This is a genomic window from Pseudomonas alcaligenes, assembly GCF_041729615.1.
GTDB lineage: Bacteria > Pseudomonadota > Gammaproteobacteria > Pseudomonadales > Pseudomonadaceae > Aquipseudomonas > Aquipseudomonas alcaligenes_B.
This window is the reverse complement of sequence record NZ_CP154874.1, coordinates 2,893,051-2,909,515: the sequence shown is the minus strand read 5'-3', so window position 1 is coordinate 2,909,515 and position 16,465 is coordinate 2,893,051. Positions and strand designations below refer to the sequence as shown.

Here is a 16,465-nt window from a genome sequence, read left to right as displayed (position 1 = left end):
ACGAGCGCGGCGGTCATTGCCGCAGCCACCACAGCGGCTAGTCTCGGGATTCCAGCCCCAGGAGCCCCGCACATGCCGCTACCCGCCGAGATGGCCCGCGTCTTCACCGAGGAGAAGATCGATTTCGTCAGACGCTGCGGGCTCAAGGCCGAGCGCCTGGAGCCCGGCTTCGTGCGCCTGCGCATGCCGCTGGCCGGCAACCAGAACCATATCGGCACCCTCTATGCCGGCGCCCTGTTCACCCTGGCCGAGATCCCCGGCGGCGCGCTATTCCTCACCAGTTTCGACGTGCAGCGCTTCTACCCGCTGATCAAGGAGATGAACCTGCGCTTCCGCCGCCCGGCGACCAGCGACATCACCGTCGAGGCCAGCCTCAGCGCCGAGGAGATCGCCCGCATCCAGGCCGAAGCCGAGGAGGTCGGCAAGGCCGAGTACCGCCTCGACCTGCAGCTGCGCGACGGCAGTGGCGAAATGGTGGCGGAAACGAGCGCCCTGTACCAATTGCGCAAAGTCTGACGCGCGGGACTTGCCGTGGATCAAAAGCAGGACTATCAAGGGAGACCAGACTAAAAACCCGTCAGAGGTTTCACAGCGTCGCGCCAAGCCCGCGCCGCGGAGGGGATAGAGATGACAGGACACATCCTGATTGCCCACGATTTGCGCAGCACTGCCGACCTCGCCTTGCGGCGCGCCACCCAGTTGGCCCGCCAGCACGACGCCAAGCTGACCCTCCTGCACGTGTTCGATCCCAAGCTGGATCAGGCCGAGCGCGAACGCATCGAACAGCAGCTCGACCGCAGCCTCACCGAATTCGCCCCGCCGGGCAGCCAGCTGCGCCTGTGCCAGGGCAAGCCGGCCGAAGGCGTGCTGGAGCAGGTGCAGCAGAGCGGCGCCGACCTGCTGGTGCTGGGAGCACACCACCAGCGCCACGAGTTCTTTTCCGGCACCACCCTCGACCGCATCGCCCGCCGCTGCCCGGTGCCACTGCTGCTGGTCGCGCGCGACGAAGCCACGCCCTACCACAAGGCGGTGGCCGCCATCGACTTCTCCCTGTGCGCCTGCACCGCGCTGCACGAGGCCTGCCTGCTGTTGCCCGGCGAGGCCAGCATCCATGCCCTGCACGTGTTCGAGCCGCAGAAGAACGCCGCCAGCGCCGAGGCCGAGCTACTCACCCAGCGGGCATTGATCGACCAGCTGATCCACGACGAGGCCCTGCGCCTGCCGCCTGACAGCCCCAGGCTCAGCCACGAGGTCAAGGTCGGCGGCATCCTGCGCACCCTGCAGGAGTACATCGCCAGCCAGCAGCCGCAACTGCTGGTGCTCGGCAGCCATGGCCGCGGGGCATTCTCCCAGGCGCTGCTCGGCAGCCTGGCGCAGCATTACCTGCACAAGGCGCCCTGCGACGTGTTCGTGGTCCGCTAGGGCCGCCCCGCAACAAAAAAGGCGCCTGTGGGCGCCTTTTTTCATGGCTCGCGGCGCGGCTCAGCTTTCCAGCAGGTTGTGCAGCTCGACGAACTGCTGGGTCAGCTTGTGGCTGCGGTCCAGGTGGATCAGCGGGGTGCAGGCCTGGTGCGATTCGCGCATCTTCACCGAACTCATCAGGTTCACCGGCAGCACCGGCAGGCCCTCGGCGATCAACTCGTCGAGCAGCTGTTGCGGCAGGGTGGCGCGCGGCTGGAACTGGTTGACCACGATGCCCTCGACCTCCAGGTCCTCGTTGTGATCCTCCTTGAGCTCCTCGATCTCCTGCAGCAGGCCGTACAGGGCATTGCGCGAGAAACTGTCGCAATCGAAGGGGATCAGCACGCGATCAGCAGCGATCAGCGCGGAAACCGTGTAGAAGTTCAGCGCCGGCGGGGTATCCAGGTAGATCCGGTCGTAGTCCTCGGCCAGGTCTTCCAGCAGTTTGCGCAGCTTGTTGATCTTGTGCTTCTGCTCCAGCTTAGGCTGCAGCTCGGCCAGCTCGGCGGTGGCGGTGACCACATGGAGGTTGTCGAAGGGCGTCTCGTAGATGTCGACCTTGCCCTTCTTGAACGAGGTGGCCGAGAGGGTCTGCTTGAAGAAGTCGGCGATCCCCATGGGGATCTCGTCGCCGGTCAGCCCGGTCAGGTAGTGGGTCGAGTTGGCCTGGGCATCCAGGTCCACCAGCAATGTGCGATAACCCTCCGCCGCACTGACCGCCGCCAGGTTGCAGGCAATGCTCGACTTGCCGACACCGCCCTTCTGATTGAACACCACGCGCCGCATGTGACACCTCCCTGATCGCAGATGGACGGATTCTATGCAAAGCCCGTGACAAGGGCGAGGAATAAGGTGGCGCCTGGCCAGCCTCTCGTCAGGCCGGCCGCGCCAGAATTTGCGCAGGCCGCGCACGGTCTGGATAATGCCAGTACCTCGCCATGTCCCGGCTGCCCCTTCCGCGGCGGGACCGCAGTAGACAAGGACGCCCCTCGGAAGGGCCGAGAAGAGCTCTCAGCGTGACAGACTTCAGGATCGAGCAATGGCGTGCCTGGGCCCCCGGCCTGGACAGCGCATACGACTGGTGCGCCTGGCAACAGGCCGGATTCGCCCCGCAGGACGGCGGCGAACAGCCCGACGTGGGCTTTCTTCCGGCCCTGCAGCGCCGGCGCCTGAGCCGTCTGGCGCGCATGGCCTTCCACGTCGCCTGGCCGCTGGCCGAGGCCGCCGGCCCCATGCCCCTGGTCTTCGCCTCGCGCCATGGCGAAACCCCGCGCACCCTGACCATCCTCAGCGACCTGGCCCACGACGAGCCGCTCTCGCCCACCCAGTTCAGCCTCTCGGTGCACAACGCGATCATCGGCCTGTGGTCGATCCAGCGCGGCGACACCAGCGAGATGACCGCCCTGGCCGCCGAAGGCGACGGCCTCGAGCAGGCCCTGCTGGAGGCCGCCACCCTGCTCGGCGAAGGTGCGCCCGGGGTGCTGCTGATCGTCGCCGAGGAAACCCCGCCCGAGCTGTACCGCGCCTCCATCGACGACGTGCCCTTCCCCTACGCCGTGGCCCTGCTGCTGCGCCCGGGCCACGAATGGCGCCTGGAACTGCGCCAGGGCGAAGGACCGCGGGCACCCTGGCCGCACGCCCTGAACCTGGTCCGCGCCCTGTGTGGCGGCGCGGACTCCCTGCAACATCACTGGAAACGCCGGCAATGGAACTGGTCGCGCATCAAGGCCTGAGTCGCTACAGCGCGCCCTACTGGTGGCGCCTGATCGCCACCGCGCTGAGCTTCTCGCTGTTCGGCATCGGCGGCGTGCTGCTGCGCCTCGTCGTGTTCCCGCTGCTGGCCCTGCTGCCCGGCGACGCCCTGGTGCGTCGCACCCGCGCCCGCGCCGTGGTCAGCCGCACTTTCTACTGGTTCGTCCAGTTCATGTACCGCAGCGGCGTGCTGACCTACGAAGTCGAAGGCGCCGAGCGCCTGGGCCGTCCGGGGCAGATGGTGATCGCCAACCACCCCTCGCTGATCGACGTGGTGGTGCTGATCGCCTTCATCCGCGACGCCAACTGCGTGGTCAAGCAGAGCCTGTGGGACAATCCCAGCATGCGCGGGCCGATCCGCGCCGCCGGCTACATCAGCAACAGCGGCAGCCTGGACATGCTCGACGAGGCCGCCGGCGCCCTGCAGCAGGGCCAGACCCTGATCGTGTTCCCCGAGGGCACGCGCACCACGCCGGGGCGGGCACCCGAGTTCCACCGCGGCGCCGCCGCCATCGCGGTGCGCGGCGCCAGTGTGGTCACCCCGGTGGTGATCAGCGTGACGCCCACCACCCTGACCAAGGCCGAGCCCTGGTACAGCATTCCGTCGCGTCGTTTCCATTTTCGCCTGCGGGTCGGGGAGGATATCGATCCGCGGCAATTCACCGAGCAGGCTCCGCTGCCGATTGCCTCGCGCAAGCTCAATGACCATCTGCATCAACATTTCATGAAGGAGCTCGCAACAGATGAGCGATCTGCAAACTGAGATCAAGCACCTGATCATCGAGGCCCTGGGCCTGGAAGACATGGCCGCCGAGGACATCGCCGCCGACCTCACCCTGTTCGGCGAGGGCCTGGGCCTGGACTCGGTGGACGCCCTGGAGCTCGGCCTGGCCATCCAGAAGCGCTTCGGCATCAAGATCGACGCCGAAGCCAAGGATACCCGCCAGCACTTCGCCAACGTGGCCAGCCTGGCGGCCTTTGTCGCCGCGAAACAGGCCGCCTGAGGAAGTCCGCGATGCAAAGCCGTGAAGAGATTTTCGCCACCCTGCGCGATGCCCTGGTCGAGCTGTTCGAGCTGGACGCCGAGCGCGTCACCCTCGACGCCAACCTGTACCAGGACCTGGAGATCGACAGCATCGACGCCGTCGACCTGATCGACCACATCAAGCGCCAGACCGGCAAGAAGATCGCCGCCGAGGAATTCAAGGCGGTGCGCACCGTCGGCGACGTGGTCGAGGCCGTGTTCCAGGTGGTCAACGCCGCCCCGGCCCAAGACTGAAGCCAATGCGAGCCAGTTTCGGATCTTGCGAGCTAGAGCGAGACAAGGCGAGAGCGGCCGAGGCAGCGGAGTTTACGGGCGGTAAATGAGCATGCCGAGGTCGCTTTCAACGCAGGCTCGCCGACGCGCAGCTGATCCCAAACTGGCTCGCCTGTTCGGCCTGCTGCTGGCGGTGGCGGGCCTGCTCTACCCCTTCGCCGTCTACTACGGCATGGAGCACCTGTCGCCGCGCCTGTTCGCCGCCCTGCTCGGCGGCCTGTGGCTGGCGCGCGCCATCAGCCAGCGCGGCCAGCCCGGCAGTCGCTGGATGACCGGTGCCGCCCTGGCCTTCTGCGCCCTGCTCGGCCTGGCCGGCGAGCCGGCGCTGCTGCGCTGGTATCCGGTGCTGATCAGCGGCCTGCTGCTGGCGCTGTTCGGCCTGTCGCTACGCTTCGGCCCGCCGATGGTCGAGCGCCTGGCGCGCCTGCGCGAGCCGGAGCTGCCGGAGCACGCGGTGCGCTACACGCGCAAGGTCACCCAGGTGTGGGCGCTGTTCTTCCTGCTCAACGGCCTGGTGGTGATCGCCCTCACCCTGTGGGCGCCGCTGGCCTGGTGGACGCTGTATACCGGGCTGATTTCCTACGCCCTGATGGGCCTGTTGTTCGCCGCTGAGTGGTTGATCCGCCAGCAAGTAAGGAGACATGGATGACCTGGCTGCCGCTCGCCGAGCTGCTGCTGCACCCCCTGAGCAACCGCGCCGTGGCGCTGGAGCCGGCGCTCGACCACGCCCAGCTGCAGCAGCGCGCCCTGCGCCTGGCCGGCGCCCTGCAGGCACGCGGCGTGCGCAGCCTGGCGCTGTACCTGGAGGATGCCGGCGAGCTGGCCATCGCCCTGCTCGGCGCCTGGCGCGCCGGTATGCGCGTGCTGCTGCCGGGCGATGCCCAGGCACAGAGCCGCCAGCGCCTGGGCGCGCAGGTCGACCTGTGGCTGGACGAGCTCGATGGCATTGATGGTGAGCCGCTGCCGCCCGCCGCCCTCGACCTCGACGCCTGCCGCCTGGTCCTGTGCACCTCCGGCTCCAGCGGCGAACCCAAGCTGATCGACAAGTCCCTGCGCCAGCTGGCCAACGAAGTGGAGGCCCTGGAACAGCTGTGGGGCCGCGACCTGGCCGGCGCCAGCATCCTCGGCAGCGTCGCCGCCCAGCATATCTACGGCCTGCTGTTCCGCGTGCTCTGGCCGCTGTGCGCCGGCCGCCCGTTCTGCCGCCGCGCCCTGCCCTTCCCCGAGGACCTGCAGCGCGAGAGCCTGGGCCAGCCGGCCTTCGCCTGGGTGGCCAGCCCCGCATTGCTCAAGCGCATGGGCGACAACCTCGACTGGCGAGCCCTGGGCGCCGTGCGCCGGGTGTTCTCCTCCGGCGGCGCGCTGCCGGCGGAAGTCTCCGCCGAGCTAGGCAACCAGCTCGGCCAGCAGCCGACCGAGATCTACGGCAGCTCCGAGACCGGCGGCATCGCCTGGCGCCAGGGCGGCGAGCTGTGGACGCCCTTCGCCGGCGTCGAACTCGCCCTGAACGCCGAGGGCGCCCTGCGCATCGCCTCGCCCTACCTGCCGGCCGGGCATGTCGAGCAGAGCGCGGACGCCGCCGAGCTGCAGGCCGATGGCCGCTTCGCCCTGCGCGGGCGCCTGGACCGCATCGTCAAGCTGGAAGAAAAGCGCATCTCCCTGCCCATGCTGGAGCAGGCGCTGGCAGCCCACGAGTGGGTGGCCGACGCCCGCCTCGGCGTGATCCAGGAAGGCCGCGCCTTCCTCGGCGCCCTGCTGGCGCTGAGCCCGGCCGGCCTGCATGTCCTGCGCAACCAGGGGCGCAAGACCGTTACCGAGGCCCTGCGCCAGCACCTGGCCGGCCACTGCGAGGCCATCGCCTTGCCGCGCCGCTGGCGTCTGCTGCTGGAGCTGCCCTACAGCAGCCAGGGCAAGCTGGCCCAGGCCGAGGTCGAGCGCCTGCTGGCCGCGCCCCGGCCGACCCAGGTCGAGCCGCGCTCGGCCGTCGAGCAGGACGGCGAATGGCAACTGGAACTGGACGTACCGCCGGACCTGGCGCACTTCACCGGGCATTTCCCGCAGACCCCGGTGCTGCCCGGCGTGGTGCAGATCGACTGGGCCCAGCGCCTGGCCCGCCAGCTGATCGCCGGGCTACCCGCGCGCTTCTGCGGCATGGAAGTGCTGAAGTTCCAGCAGCTGGTGCGCCCCGGCGACCGCGTCCAGCTGAGCCTGCGTTTCGATGCCGAGCGCGGCAAGCTGTACTTCGCCTACCGCAACGGCGAGGCGCCCTGCTCCTCCGGGCGCATCCTGCTGGGGGCAGCCAATGCATAAGGAGCCCTTGGAAAGCGTTGGCGAGGCAGCCAGTGCAAGGCAAGAACAGGCGAAGGAGCGCAGTTTACAAGCGGTAAATGAGCATCCTGAGCCTGTTCTTAACGCAGCAATGGCAACGCAGGTAGCTTTCCAAGGGTTCCACAGGCCCTGCGCCGTCATCCCGGTCTACAACCACGAGCACGCCCTGCCCAGGGTGGTGGCGGCGTTGCATGAAGCCGGGCTGCCCTGTGTGCTGGTCGACGACGCCTCCAGCCCGGCCTGCGCGGCGGTGATGGACCAGCTGGCCCAGCAGGACAACACCCATCTGGTGCGCCTGCCCATCAACCAGGGCAAGGGCGGCGCGGTGATGGCCGGCCTGCGCGAGGCCGCGCGCCTGGGCTTCAGCCACGCCCTGCAGGTGGACGCCGACGGCCAGCACGACCTGGGCGACGTGGCGCGCTTCCTCGCCACCTCGCGCGAACACCCGCAGGCGCTGGTCTGCGGCTACCCGCAATACGACGCGAGCGTGCCCAAGGGCCGCCTCTACGCGCGCTACCTGACCCACGTGTGGGCCTGGATCAACAGCCTGTCGCTGTCGATCCGCGATTCCATGTGCGGCTTTCGCGTCTACCCGCTGCCGGCCACCCTGGCGCTGATCGACGCGGTGCGCCTAGGCCGGCGCATGGACTTCGACACCGAGATCCTGGTGCGCCTGTCCTGGCGCAACCAGCCGATGCTGTGGCTGCCGACCCGCGTGCACTACCCGCTGGACGGCCTGTCGCACTTCCGCCTGTGGCTGGACAACGCGCTGATCTCGAAGATGCACGCCAAACTGTTCTTCGGCATGCTGCCGCGCGCGCCGCTGATCCTCTGGCGCAGGTGGCGCGGATGAGCAGCGGGAAGGCCCAGCACTGGGCCGGCCAGCGCGAGCGCGGCAGCTTCCTGCTGATGAAGTTCACCGCCGGCGCCGCGCGCCTGCTCGGGCGGCGCCTGCTGGCGCCGCTGCTGTACGCCATCGTGCTGTATTTCTACCTGTTCGGCCGCCAGGCGCGGTGCAGCATCTGGCAGTACCAGCGCAACCTGGCCGCCTGGAGCGGCCGCACCGAGCTGCGCCCCAGCCACGGCTCGGTGTTCCGCCAGTTCATGGCCTTCGCCGACGCCCTGCTGGACAAGCTCGACGTGTGGAACGGCCGCCTCGGCCTGGAGCAGGTGAGCCTGGTCGACCCCGAAGGCCTGCGCCAGCAGCTGCATGTCGGCGGCCGCGGCCAGCTGCTGGTCACCGCCCACCTGGGCAACCTGGAAGTCTGCCGCGCCCTCGCAGAACTGGGCGAGAAGGTGCAGATGAACGTGCTGGTGCACACCAAGCACGCCGCGCAGTTCAATCGCCTGCTGGGCGAGGCCGGCGCCAGCCACCTGCGCCTGATCCAGGTCAGCGAGCTGGACCCGGCCGTGATGCTGCAGCTGTCCGAGCGCCTGGAGCGCGGCGAGTGGCTGGCGATCGCCGGCGACCGCGTGCCGCTGCACGGCGGGCGCAACGTCACGGTGGACTTCCTCGGCCAGCCGGCCGCCTTCCCCCAGGGCCCCTGGCTGCTGGCCGGGCTGCTGCAATGCCCGGTCAACCTGATGCACTGCCTGAAGATCGACGGCCGCTACCAGGTGATCCTGGAAAGCTTCGCCAACGCCGTGCAGTGGACGCGCCGCGACCGCGACGCGGTAATCCGCGGCTGGGTACAACGCTATGCCGAGCGCCTCGGCGAACGCTGCCTGAACGCTCCGCAGCAATGGTTCAACTTCTACCCGTTCTGGAATGCCCATGACTGACCACGTGACCTTCGGCGAAGCCCAGCTGACCATCGAGCAGGTGGTCGCCCTGTCCCAGCGCAGCGCCCGCGCCCAGCTGCAGGGCGATGCCGCCTACCGCGAGAAGATCGCCAAGGGTGCGCGCTTCCTCGACACCCTGCTGGACAAGGAAGGCGTGATCTACGGCGTCACCACCGGCTATGGCGACTCCTGCGTGGTGGCCGTGCCGCTGCACCAGGTCGAGGCATTGCCCAGGCACCTGTTCACCTTCCACGGCTGCGGCCTGGGCAAGCTGCTCGACGAAGCCAGCACCCGCGCCGTACTGGCCGCGCGCCTGCAGTCGCTGTGCCACGGCGTGTCCGGGGTGCGCGTGGAGCTGCTGGAGCGCCTGCAGGCCTTCCTCGAACACGATGTGCTGCCGCTGATCCCGGAAGAAGGCTCGGTCGGCGCCAGCGGCGACCTGACCCCGTTGTCTTACGTCGCCGCCACCCTCAGCGGTGAGCGCGAGGTGATGTACAAAGGCGAACGCCGCAGTTCGGCGGACGTGCATCAGGAGCTCGGCTGGACGCCGCTGACCCTGCGCCCGAAAGAAGCGCTGGCGCTGATGAACGGCACTGCGGTGATGACCGCCCTGGCCTGCCTGGCCTATTCGCGCGCCGACTACCTGCTGCAGCTGGCCACCCGCATCACCGCGCTCAACGTGGTGGCGCTGGAAGGCAACCCGGAACACTTCGACGAGCGCCTGTTCGCCGCCAAGCCGCACCCGGGGCAGACCCAGGTCGCCGCCTGGCTGCGCCAGGACCTGGCCGTGGCCGAGCCGCTGCCGCCGCTGCACCGCCTGCAGGACCGCTACTCGCTGCGCTGCGCGCCGCACGTACTCGGCGTGCTGGCCGACAGCCTGGGCCTGCTCCGGCAGTTCATCGAGATCGAACTGAACAGCGCCAACGACAACCCGCTGTTCGACGCCGAGACCGAGCGCACCCTGCACGGCGGGCACTTCTACGGCGGGCACATCGCCTTCGCCATGGACAGCCTGAAGAACCTGGTCGGCAACGTCGCCGACCTGCTCGACCGCCAGCTCGCCCTGCTGGTCGACACCCGTTACAACCACGGCCTGCCGAGCAACCTGTCCGGCGCCCCAGCCGAGACCGCGATGATCAACCACGGCTTCAAGGCCGTGCAGATCGGCGCCAGCGCCTGGACCGCCGAGGCGCTGAAGAACACCCTGCCGGCCAGCGTGTTCTCGCGCTCCACCGAATGCCACAACCAGGACAAGGTGAGCATGGGCACCATTGCCGCCCGCGACGCCCTGCGTAGCCTGGAGCTGACCGAACAGGTCGCCGCCGCCACCCTGCTGGCCGCCAACCAGGGCGTGTGGCTGCGCGAGCGCGCCGGCAAGACCGACATCCCCGCGCCGCTGGCCGCCATGCGCGAGCAACTGGCCATCGACTTCCCGCCGGTGATTGAAGACCGCGCCCTGGAAAGCGAGCTGCGCCTGTGCCTGGCGCGCATCCGCAGCCGCCATTGGGGGCTGTATGCGTAAGGAGGGCGTGCTGCAGGCGGAGATCGAGCTGGTCGTGCCGTTCTTCGACGTCGACATGATGGAAGTGGTCTGGCACGGCCACTACGTCAAATACTTCGAGGAGGCGCGCTGCGCGCTGCTCGACAAGCTGGGGCACAACTACCGGCAGATGCGTGATGCGGGCTATGCCTGGCCGATCATTGACCTGCAGGTGCGCTATATCCGTGGCGCGCAATTCGGTCAGCGCATCCGTGTGCGCGCCGATCTGGTGGAGTGGGAGAACCGGCTGAAGATCAATTACCTGATCACCGATGTGGCGACGGGTGAGCGCATGACCCGCGGCAGCAGTGTGCAGGTGGCGGTGGAGATCGCGACTCGCGAGATGCTGTTGGCATCGCCGAAGGTGTTTGTGGAAGCGGTGGAGCGAGTGCTGCCGTGACTGGATTTATGGCCGCTTTCTTACGCCGCCTGGGCGATCTATTTCGCCCCGCCGGGCGAGTTACTTTCTCTTTGCGCGCGCAAAGAGAAAGTAACCAAAGAGAAAGCGCGCCCCACATCCGGCCCTGGCTGCGCCAGGGTTCCCTCGCTCCGTTGCTCCTCCGGGGGCCGGCGTACAAGGGCCATCCATGGCCCTTTACGCCTTTCGCCGCATCCATGCGGCTCATCCCCCTACGGAACAACTCCACTCGGCCTTCTGAGGGGACCCCGTATCCCGGCCCAAACGCCGTTGCAGCCCTACCAGACAACAGCTGGCTTTCTCCTCTCACAGCGGCTGCATGCGCGCCGATTCCCCGTCAGGAGGCCGAGCGTAGGCACTGTGCAGGGGGACGCGAGGCAGGACGCCGAGCGAGGCACGAAGGGACAGGGATGTCCCTTCGTGACGGCCCCCGGAGCAGTGCCGGAGCGAGGGAAGTCGAGCACAGCGAGACCCGCATGCCGGGGGGCCCTTCTTTTTGGTTACTTTTTCTTGGGCAAGCAAGAAAAAGTAACGCGCCCGGGGGGCGCAACCAAAAGCCAAGATCACTTCGGTAATCAGCCAGGCACTCGCAGCTCTGTTTTTGCTAGCAGCCCCAGCAGCCCACGCCTTCGACCTGTCCGACCTCAGCGCCCAGCTGGCCAAACCCACCGTAGTCCGCGGCCCCTTCGTGCAGGAGAAGCACCTGCGCGCCCTTCCCACCCCGCTGACCAGCCAGGGCCAGTTCACCCTGTCCCGCGACCACGGCCTGCTCTGGCTCCTGCAGAAGCCGCTCAAGCAGGACTACCGCATCGCCGACAGCGGCATCGCCCGCCGCACGCCCGAGGGCTGGCAACAGCAGCCGGGCCAGGACGTCGCCGCCCAGCAGAGCCGCCTGTTCCTCGCCGTGCTCAAAGGCGACCGCAGCGGCTTGGAGCGCGACTTCGACCTGCAGCTGACAGGCGAGCAGAACGCCTGGCAGCTCCAGCTCACGCCACACTCAGTGCTGCTCAAGCAGATATTCAGCGCCATCCGCATCGACGGCGGCGCGCTGGTCGAGCGCATCGAACTGATCGAAACCCAGGGCGACCGCACCGTCCTCAAGTTACCGCAGAGCCAGGCCGGCGCTGCCCTGACCGCGCAGGAGCGCGCCGACCTTGCCCCCTAGCCTGCAGAAAACCCTGCCGCGCCTGTTCGGCGCCCTGCTCCTGGCCCTGCTGGCGCTGGCCGCCTGGCAGTGGCGCGACGGCCCGCCGGTGCAGGCCAGCATGCTCGCCCTGCTGCCCAAGGGCGCCGGCGACGCGCTGGTGCAGCAAGCCGAGCAGCGCATGCAGGAGCCGCTGTCGCGCGAACTGCTGATCCTCATCGGTCATCCGCAGCGCGAACGCGCCATCGAGCTGGTGCGCCAGTCTGGCGAGCAGTGGCAGGCCAGCGGCCGCTTCGACAAGGTGCAGTGGAGCCTGCAGGCCGATCTCGCACCGCTGCGCGTGCAGTTACTCAACAGCCGCCTGGCCCTGCTGGCGCCGGCCGACCGCCAGTTGCTGATCGAGCAGCCGGATGCCTTTATCCAGCAGCGCGCCCAGCAGCTGTTCGACACCTTCGCCGGCTTCGGCCTGCTGCCCACCGAGCAGGACTGGCTCGGTCTCGGCCTGCGCGCCCAGCAGACGCTCAACCCCGGCAGCCGCGTCCAGGCCGACCTCGGCAGCGGCGCCCTGCTGCTGCAGGACGGGTCCACCACCTGGGCCCTGCTGCGCCTGCGCACTCGTGGCGATGCCTTCGACATGCAGGCGCCGCCGCAGATCGCCGCCGCTGTGGCCGAACTGCGCCAGCACGTGACTGCCGAAGGCGGCCAACTGCTGGCGGCCGGCGGTGCGCTGCACGCCGCGGCCGGGCAGGCCAAGGCCACCCGCGAGATCGCCCTGATTGGCGGCGGCGCCACCCTCGGCACCCTGCTGCTGTTGCTGCTGGCCTTCCGCCGTCCGCGCATCCTGGTCAGCCTGCTGCCGATGGGTGTGGCGCTGCTGGCCGGCTGCACCGCCTGCGTACTGGTATTCGGCCAGATCAACGCGCTAACCCTGGTGCTCGGTGCCAGCCTGGTCGGCGTTGCCGCCGACTACCCGCAGCACTACCTGAGCAAGAGCTGGGGCGATGGCCAGTGGTCGAGCTGGGCGGCCCTGCGCCAGACCCTGCCGGGCCTGAGCCTGAGCCTGGGCACCAACCTCGCTGGCTATGTGGCGCTGGCTTTCACGCCCTTCCCGGCGCTGACCCAGATCGCCCTGTTCTCCGCCGCCGGGCTGATCGGCGCCTACCTGTGTTCGGTGTGCCTGCTACCGGCCTGGCTGAACAACCTGCGCCTGGCACCACCGGCCAGCCTACGCCATGCCGCCGAAAGCCTGGTCGAGCGACGTGCACGCCTGCTGGCACGCACCGGCAGCTGGCCGTGGCTGCTCGCCCTGCTGGCCTTCTGCGCCGGCGGCCTGTGGCAGCTGACGCCGCAGAACGACCTGCGCCAGTGGCTGGGCCAGGAACCGCAGCTGATGGCCGAGGCCAAACGCATCGCCGAACTCACCGGCCAGCAGCCCACCAGCCAGTTCTTCCTGGTCCGCGGCGCCGACGAACAGCAGCTGCTGCAGCGCCAGGCCGAACTCAGTGAACGCCTGGACGCTGCCATCGCCGCCGGCCAGCTGCGCGGCTATCGCGCCCTCAGCCAGCTGGTAGCGCCGGAGAGCGAACTGGCGCCGCTGCGCGCCGCGCTGGCCAAGCTGCCGCAACACTGGCAACCGCTGCTCGACCTCGGTCTGCCAGAAGCGGCGCTGCGCGCCGAACTGAATGAGTTGCTGCACACGCCGCAACCCAGCCTGGAACAAGCCCTGGCCGACCCGCTGGGCGAGGCTTGGCGTCCGCTGTGGCTGGGCCGCCATGACAACCAAGTCGCCGGCATCGTCAGCCTGCAAGGGCTCAACGACACCGCTCTACTGCAACAGGCCGCCGCCGGACTGGAGGGCGTGCAGCTGGTCGATCGCCTCGGCGAGCTGAACGGTCTGTTCGCCGCCACCCAGCTCAGCGCCGCCGAGCTCAAGCTGATTTCCAGCGCCGCCATCCTGTTGCTGCTGTGCCTGCCCTTCGGCCTCGGCGGCGCGCTGCGGGTGATCTGCCTGCCGCTGCTCTCGGCCCTGGCGGCGCTGGCCTGTCTCGGCTGGCTGGGCCAGCCGCTGACCCTGTTCAGCCTGTTCGGCCTGCTGCTGATCACCGCCATCGGCGTCGACTACGCCATCCTGATGCGCGAGAACATCGGCGGCCCCGCGGTGAGCCTGCTCGGTACCCTGCTCTCGGCGCTCACCGCGTGGCTGTCGTTCGGCCTGCTGCTGCTCAGCCAGACCCCGGCCATCGCCAACTTCGGCCTGGCCATCAGCCTCGGCCTGCTGTTCTGCTTCCTGCTCTCGCCCTGGGCCGCCACGCGGCCGCGCCAGGAGGTGAGCGCATGAACGTGCTCGGCTTCTGGCTGCTGGCCCTGGCCATCTACGCCCTGGTGGCCTGGATCGGCGGGCGCCGGCTGATTCCCATAGTCGGTCAGCTGCTGGTCGCCGCCATCGCCATTCCCGCCCTGCTGCTGGTGTGGGTCGAGCCGCACTGGCAGCTGAGCGCTGCCGACCTGCTGGCACCGACCTGGCTGAACCTGGCCTACGGCCTGTGTTTCGCCCTGCTGCTGGGCTACATCCTCAGCGACGTGATCGATCTCGACCTCAGCCCAGCCTGCGTGAAGATCGCCCTGCCCAGCTTCCTGGTGCCGATGCTGGCCGGCCTGGCCTGCGCGCTCTGGTTGCTGCCCGGCGAACACGGCTGGCTGAGCGCGGTGGGCATCGGCCTGCTGTTCTCGATCACCGCCATCCCGGTGCTCTACCTGTTCCTGCAGAACATCGGCTACCCGCTGGAAGCGACCAAGCGCCTGCTGCACGCGGCGATCCTGATGGACTTCCTGTGCTGGAGCCTGTTCGGCCTGGCCCAGGGCAGCAGCAATCCCGCCGCCCTGCTGTGGCCGCTGCTGGCCGCCGCGCTGCCACTGGCGCTGCGCCTGCTCAAGCTGCGCCAGCCGCTGCTGTACAGCCTGCCGTTTTTTGCCCTGATGCTGCTGTTCCAGCAGCTGGGCCTCAACGCCCTGGTGTTCGGCATCGCCTACATGCTGTGCCTGGCCTGGCTCCGGCAGCCCTTCGTCCTGCCACTGCCGCTGCGCCAGTGGAAGCTGCTGATCAACGGCCTGGCGGTGCCGCTGATCCTGACCTTCGGCGTGCTACGGGTGGATTTCCATGGCATAGGTCAAGACACCTCCTGGACGGTCATCGCTATCCTCCTGGCGCTGCCGGTGCTGAGCAAGGTGCTCGGCAGCTGGCTCGGTCTGCACTGGGCCGCCCCGAGCGCCGCGGCGCGGGTAAAGTGGCGCGAGAGCCTGCTGCTGAACATCCGCGGCCTCACCGAAATCGTCTTCCTCAACCTGCTCCTGCAGCTGCAGCTGATCGACTCGCTGATCTATTTCGGCCTGCTGCTGATGAGCCTGTTTTCCACCCTGCTGCCGGCACTGCTCGGCAGACATGTCCATAACGAGGCACGAAGCCGCTATGAAGTCTCCTGAAGTCGAACAACGTCAGATCGTCGTCATCGGTGCCGGCCCTTCCGGCGCCATCGCCGCCGCCATCCTCAAGCGCCAGGGCCACGATGTGCTGGTGCTGGAGCGCCAGCGCTTCCCGCGCTTCTCCATCGGCGAGAGCCTGCTGTCGCACTGCCTGGACTTCGTCGAGGAGGCCGGCATGCTCGAAGCGGTGCAGGCTGCCGGCTTCCAGACCAAACATGGCGCGGCCTTCGCCTGGGGCGAGCGCTACACCGAGTTCGACTTCCGCGACAAGTTCACCGAGGGCAAGGGCTCGACCTACCAGGTGATCCGCGCCGACTTCGACAAGCTGCTGGCCGACCAGGCCGAGCTGCAGGGCGTGGAGATCCGCTACGAGGAAGAAATCTTTGCCGCCGACTTCGCCGGCGACTGCCCGCGCCTGTCGGTACGCCGCCTGGCCGACGGCCACGAATACAGCGTCGAGTGCGCCTTCGTCCTCGACGGCAGCGGCTACGGCCGCGTGCTGCCGCGCCTGCTCGACCTCGACACGCCGTCGTCCTTCCCCATTCGCCAGGCGGTGTTCACCCATATCGAGGACCGCATCGACCCGGCCAGCGGCTTCGACCGCGAGAAGATCCTCATCACCACCCACCCGAAGCTCAGGGACGTGTGGTTCTGGACCATTCCATTCAGCAACGGCCGCTGTTCGCTGGGCGTGGTGTCTGCCGCCGAGCACTATGAGGGCTACCCGAAGGACCTCGACGCCTGCCTCAAGCAGTTTGTCGCCGAGACGCCGTCGCTGAGCCGGGTGCTGCAGAACGCCGTATGGGACACCCCGGCGCGCGCCATCGGTGGCTACTCGGCCAACGTCAAGAGCCTGCACGGCCCGGGCTTCGCTCTGCTGGGCAACGCCGCCGAGTTCCTCGACCCGGTGTTCAGCTCCGGCGTGACCATCGCCATGCGCTCGGCGAGCATGGCCGCCGCCCTGCTGCATCGCCAGCTCAGCGGCGAGACGGTGGACTGGGAGAGCGAATTCGCCGTCCCGCTCAAGCGCGGCGTGGATACGTTCCGCGTGTATGTGCAGGGTTGGTACGATGGCAGCTTCCAGGACGTGATCTTCTACGAGAAGGCCCAGCCGGAGATCCGCCGCATGATCTGCTCGATCCTCGCCGGCTACGCCTGGGACGAGAAGAATCCCTATGTCGCCGAGCCCAAGCGCCGCCTCGGCGTGCTTGCCGAACTCTGCTCGCCCAACTAAGGACCGCC

The 16,465-nt window shown here is 68.6% G+C and carries 17 protein-coding genes; 16 read left to right on the top strand and 1 reads right to left on the bottom strand.

Annotated features, from left to right (window positions below; genetic code table 11):
* Nucleotides 1–72: 72 nt before the first annotated feature.
* On the top strand, nucleotides 73–516 hold the full coding sequence (locus AAG092_RS14065) for a YiiD C-terminal domain-containing protein (protein WP_373387150.1): 444 nt from the start codon (nucleotides 73–75) through the stop codon (nucleotides 514–516).
* Between the two features lie 111 nt (nucleotides 517–627).
* Nucleotides 628–1,422, top strand: a complete 795-nt coding sequence (locus AAG092_RS14060) for a universal stress protein (protein ID WP_110683015.1) — start codon at nucleotides 628–630, stop codon at nucleotides 1,420–1,422.
* A gap of 60 nt (nucleotides 1,423–1,482) precedes the next feature.
* On the opposite strand, the gene AAG092_RS14055 is transcribed toward AAG092_RS14060, so the two are convergent.
* Nucleotides 1,483–2,247, bottom strand: coding sequence for a ParA family protein (locus AAG092_RS14055; protein WP_110683014.1), 765 nt, complete (start codon nucleotides 2,245–2,247; stop codon nucleotides 1,483–1,485).
* Nucleotides 2,248–2,477: 230 nt separating this feature from the next.
* On the opposite strand from AAG092_RS14055, the gene AAG092_RS14050 reads away from it, so the two are divergent.
* The 14 genes from AAG092_RS14050 (at nucleotide 2,478) to AAG092_RS13985 (ending at nucleotide 16,457) form a co-directional block, all read left to right on the top strand.
* On the top strand, nucleotides 2,478–3,194 hold the full coding sequence (locus tag AAG092_RS14050) for a beta-ketoacyl synthase chain length factor (RefSeq protein ID WP_373387149.1): 717 nt from the start codon (nucleotides 2,478–2,480) through the stop codon (nucleotides 3,192–3,194).
* Nucleotides 3,167–3,976 carry a lysophospholipid acyltransferase family protein gene (locus tag AAG092_RS14045; RefSeq protein ID WP_373387148.1) on the top strand — a complete coding sequence of 270 codons (810 nt, stop codon included), beginning with the start codon at nucleotides 3,167–3,169 and terminating at the stop codon, nucleotides 3,974–3,976. Before AAG092_RS14050 ends, AAG092_RS14045 begins: the two co-directional genes overlap by 28 nt.
* Nucleotides 3,957–4,217: a phosphopantetheine-binding protein gene (locus tag AAG092_RS14040; protein WP_021698802.1), complete on the top strand. Its 261-nt coding sequence runs from the start codon at nucleotides 3,957–3,959 to the stop codon at nucleotides 4,215–4,217. Before AAG092_RS14045 ends, AAG092_RS14040 begins: the two co-directional genes overlap by 20 nt.
* A gap of 11 nt (nucleotides 4,218–4,228) precedes the next feature.
* The gene (locus AAG092_RS14035) at nucleotides 4,229–4,492 is read left to right on the top strand and encodes an acyl carrier protein (protein ID WP_373387147.1); all 264 of its coding nucleotides are present in this window, start codon (nucleotides 4,229–4,231) and stop codon (nucleotides 4,490–4,492) included.
* Nucleotides 4,493–4,634: 142 nt separating this feature from the next.
* Nucleotides 4,635–5,180, top strand: coding sequence for a hypothetical protein (locus AAG092_RS14030; protein ID WP_373389598.1), 546 nt, complete (start codon nucleotides 4,635–4,637; stop codon nucleotides 5,178–5,180).
* Nucleotides 5,177–6,841 (top strand): AMP-binding protein, encoded by a 1,665-nt coding sequence (locus AAG092_RS14025; RefSeq protein ID WP_373387146.1) that lies wholly within the window; start codon nucleotides 5,177–5,179, stop codon nucleotides 6,839–6,841. The genes AAG092_RS14030 and AAG092_RS14025 overlap by 4 nt, the downstream gene beginning before the upstream one ends.
* Nucleotides 6,842–6,950: 109 nt before the next feature.
* A complete protein-coding gene (locus tag AAG092_RS14020; RefSeq protein ID WP_373387145.1) occupies nucleotides 6,951–7,712 on the top strand; it encodes a glycosyltransferase family 2 protein in 762 nt (253 codons plus the stop codon).
* The gene (locus AAG092_RS14015; RefSeq protein WP_373387144.1) at nucleotides 7,709–8,641 is read left to right on the top strand and encodes a glycosyl transferase; all 933 of its coding nucleotides are present in this window, start codon (nucleotides 7,709–7,711) and stop codon (nucleotides 8,639–8,641) included. The genes AAG092_RS14020 and AAG092_RS14015 overlap by 4 nt, the downstream gene beginning before the upstream one ends.
* Nucleotides 8,634–10,163 carry a histidine ammonia-lyase gene (gene hutH / locus AAG092_RS14010; RefSeq protein WP_373387143.1) on the top strand — a complete coding sequence of 510 codons (1,530 nt, stop codon included), beginning with the start codon at nucleotides 8,634–8,636 and terminating at the stop codon, nucleotides 10,161–10,163. Before AAG092_RS14015 ends, hutH begins: the two co-directional genes overlap by 8 nt.
* Nucleotides 10,156–10,581: a thioesterase family protein gene (locus tag AAG092_RS14005; RefSeq protein ID WP_061903227.1), complete on the top strand. Its 426-nt coding sequence runs from the start codon at nucleotides 10,156–10,158 to the stop codon at nucleotides 10,579–10,581. Before hutH ends, AAG092_RS14005 begins: the two co-directional genes overlap by 8 nt.
* Before the next feature lie 619 nt (nucleotides 10,582–11,200).
* Entirely contained in the window at nucleotides 11,201–11,764 is a 564-nt protein-coding gene (locus AAG092_RS14000) for an outer membrane lipoprotein carrier protein LolA (protein WP_373387142.1), read from the top strand.
* On the top strand, nucleotides 11,754–14,081 hold the full coding sequence (locus AAG092_RS13995; RefSeq protein WP_373387141.1) for an MMPL family transporter: 2,328 nt from the start codon (nucleotides 11,754–11,756) through the stop codon (nucleotides 14,079–14,081). Before AAG092_RS14000 ends, AAG092_RS13995 begins: the two co-directional genes overlap by 11 nt.
* On the top strand, nucleotides 14,078–15,223 hold the full coding sequence (locus AAG092_RS13990) for a sodium:proton antiporter (protein WP_373387140.1): 1,146 nt from the start codon (nucleotides 14,078–14,080) through the stop codon (nucleotides 15,221–15,223). Before AAG092_RS13995 ends, AAG092_RS13990 begins: the two co-directional genes overlap by 4 nt.
* A complete protein-coding gene (locus AAG092_RS13985) occupies nucleotides 15,210–16,457 on the top strand; it encodes an NAD(P)/FAD-dependent oxidoreductase (RefSeq protein WP_373387139.1) in 1,248 nt (415 codons plus the stop codon). Before AAG092_RS13990 ends, AAG092_RS13985 begins: the two co-directional genes overlap by 14 nt.
* Nucleotides 16,458–16,465 lie beyond the last annotated feature (8 nt).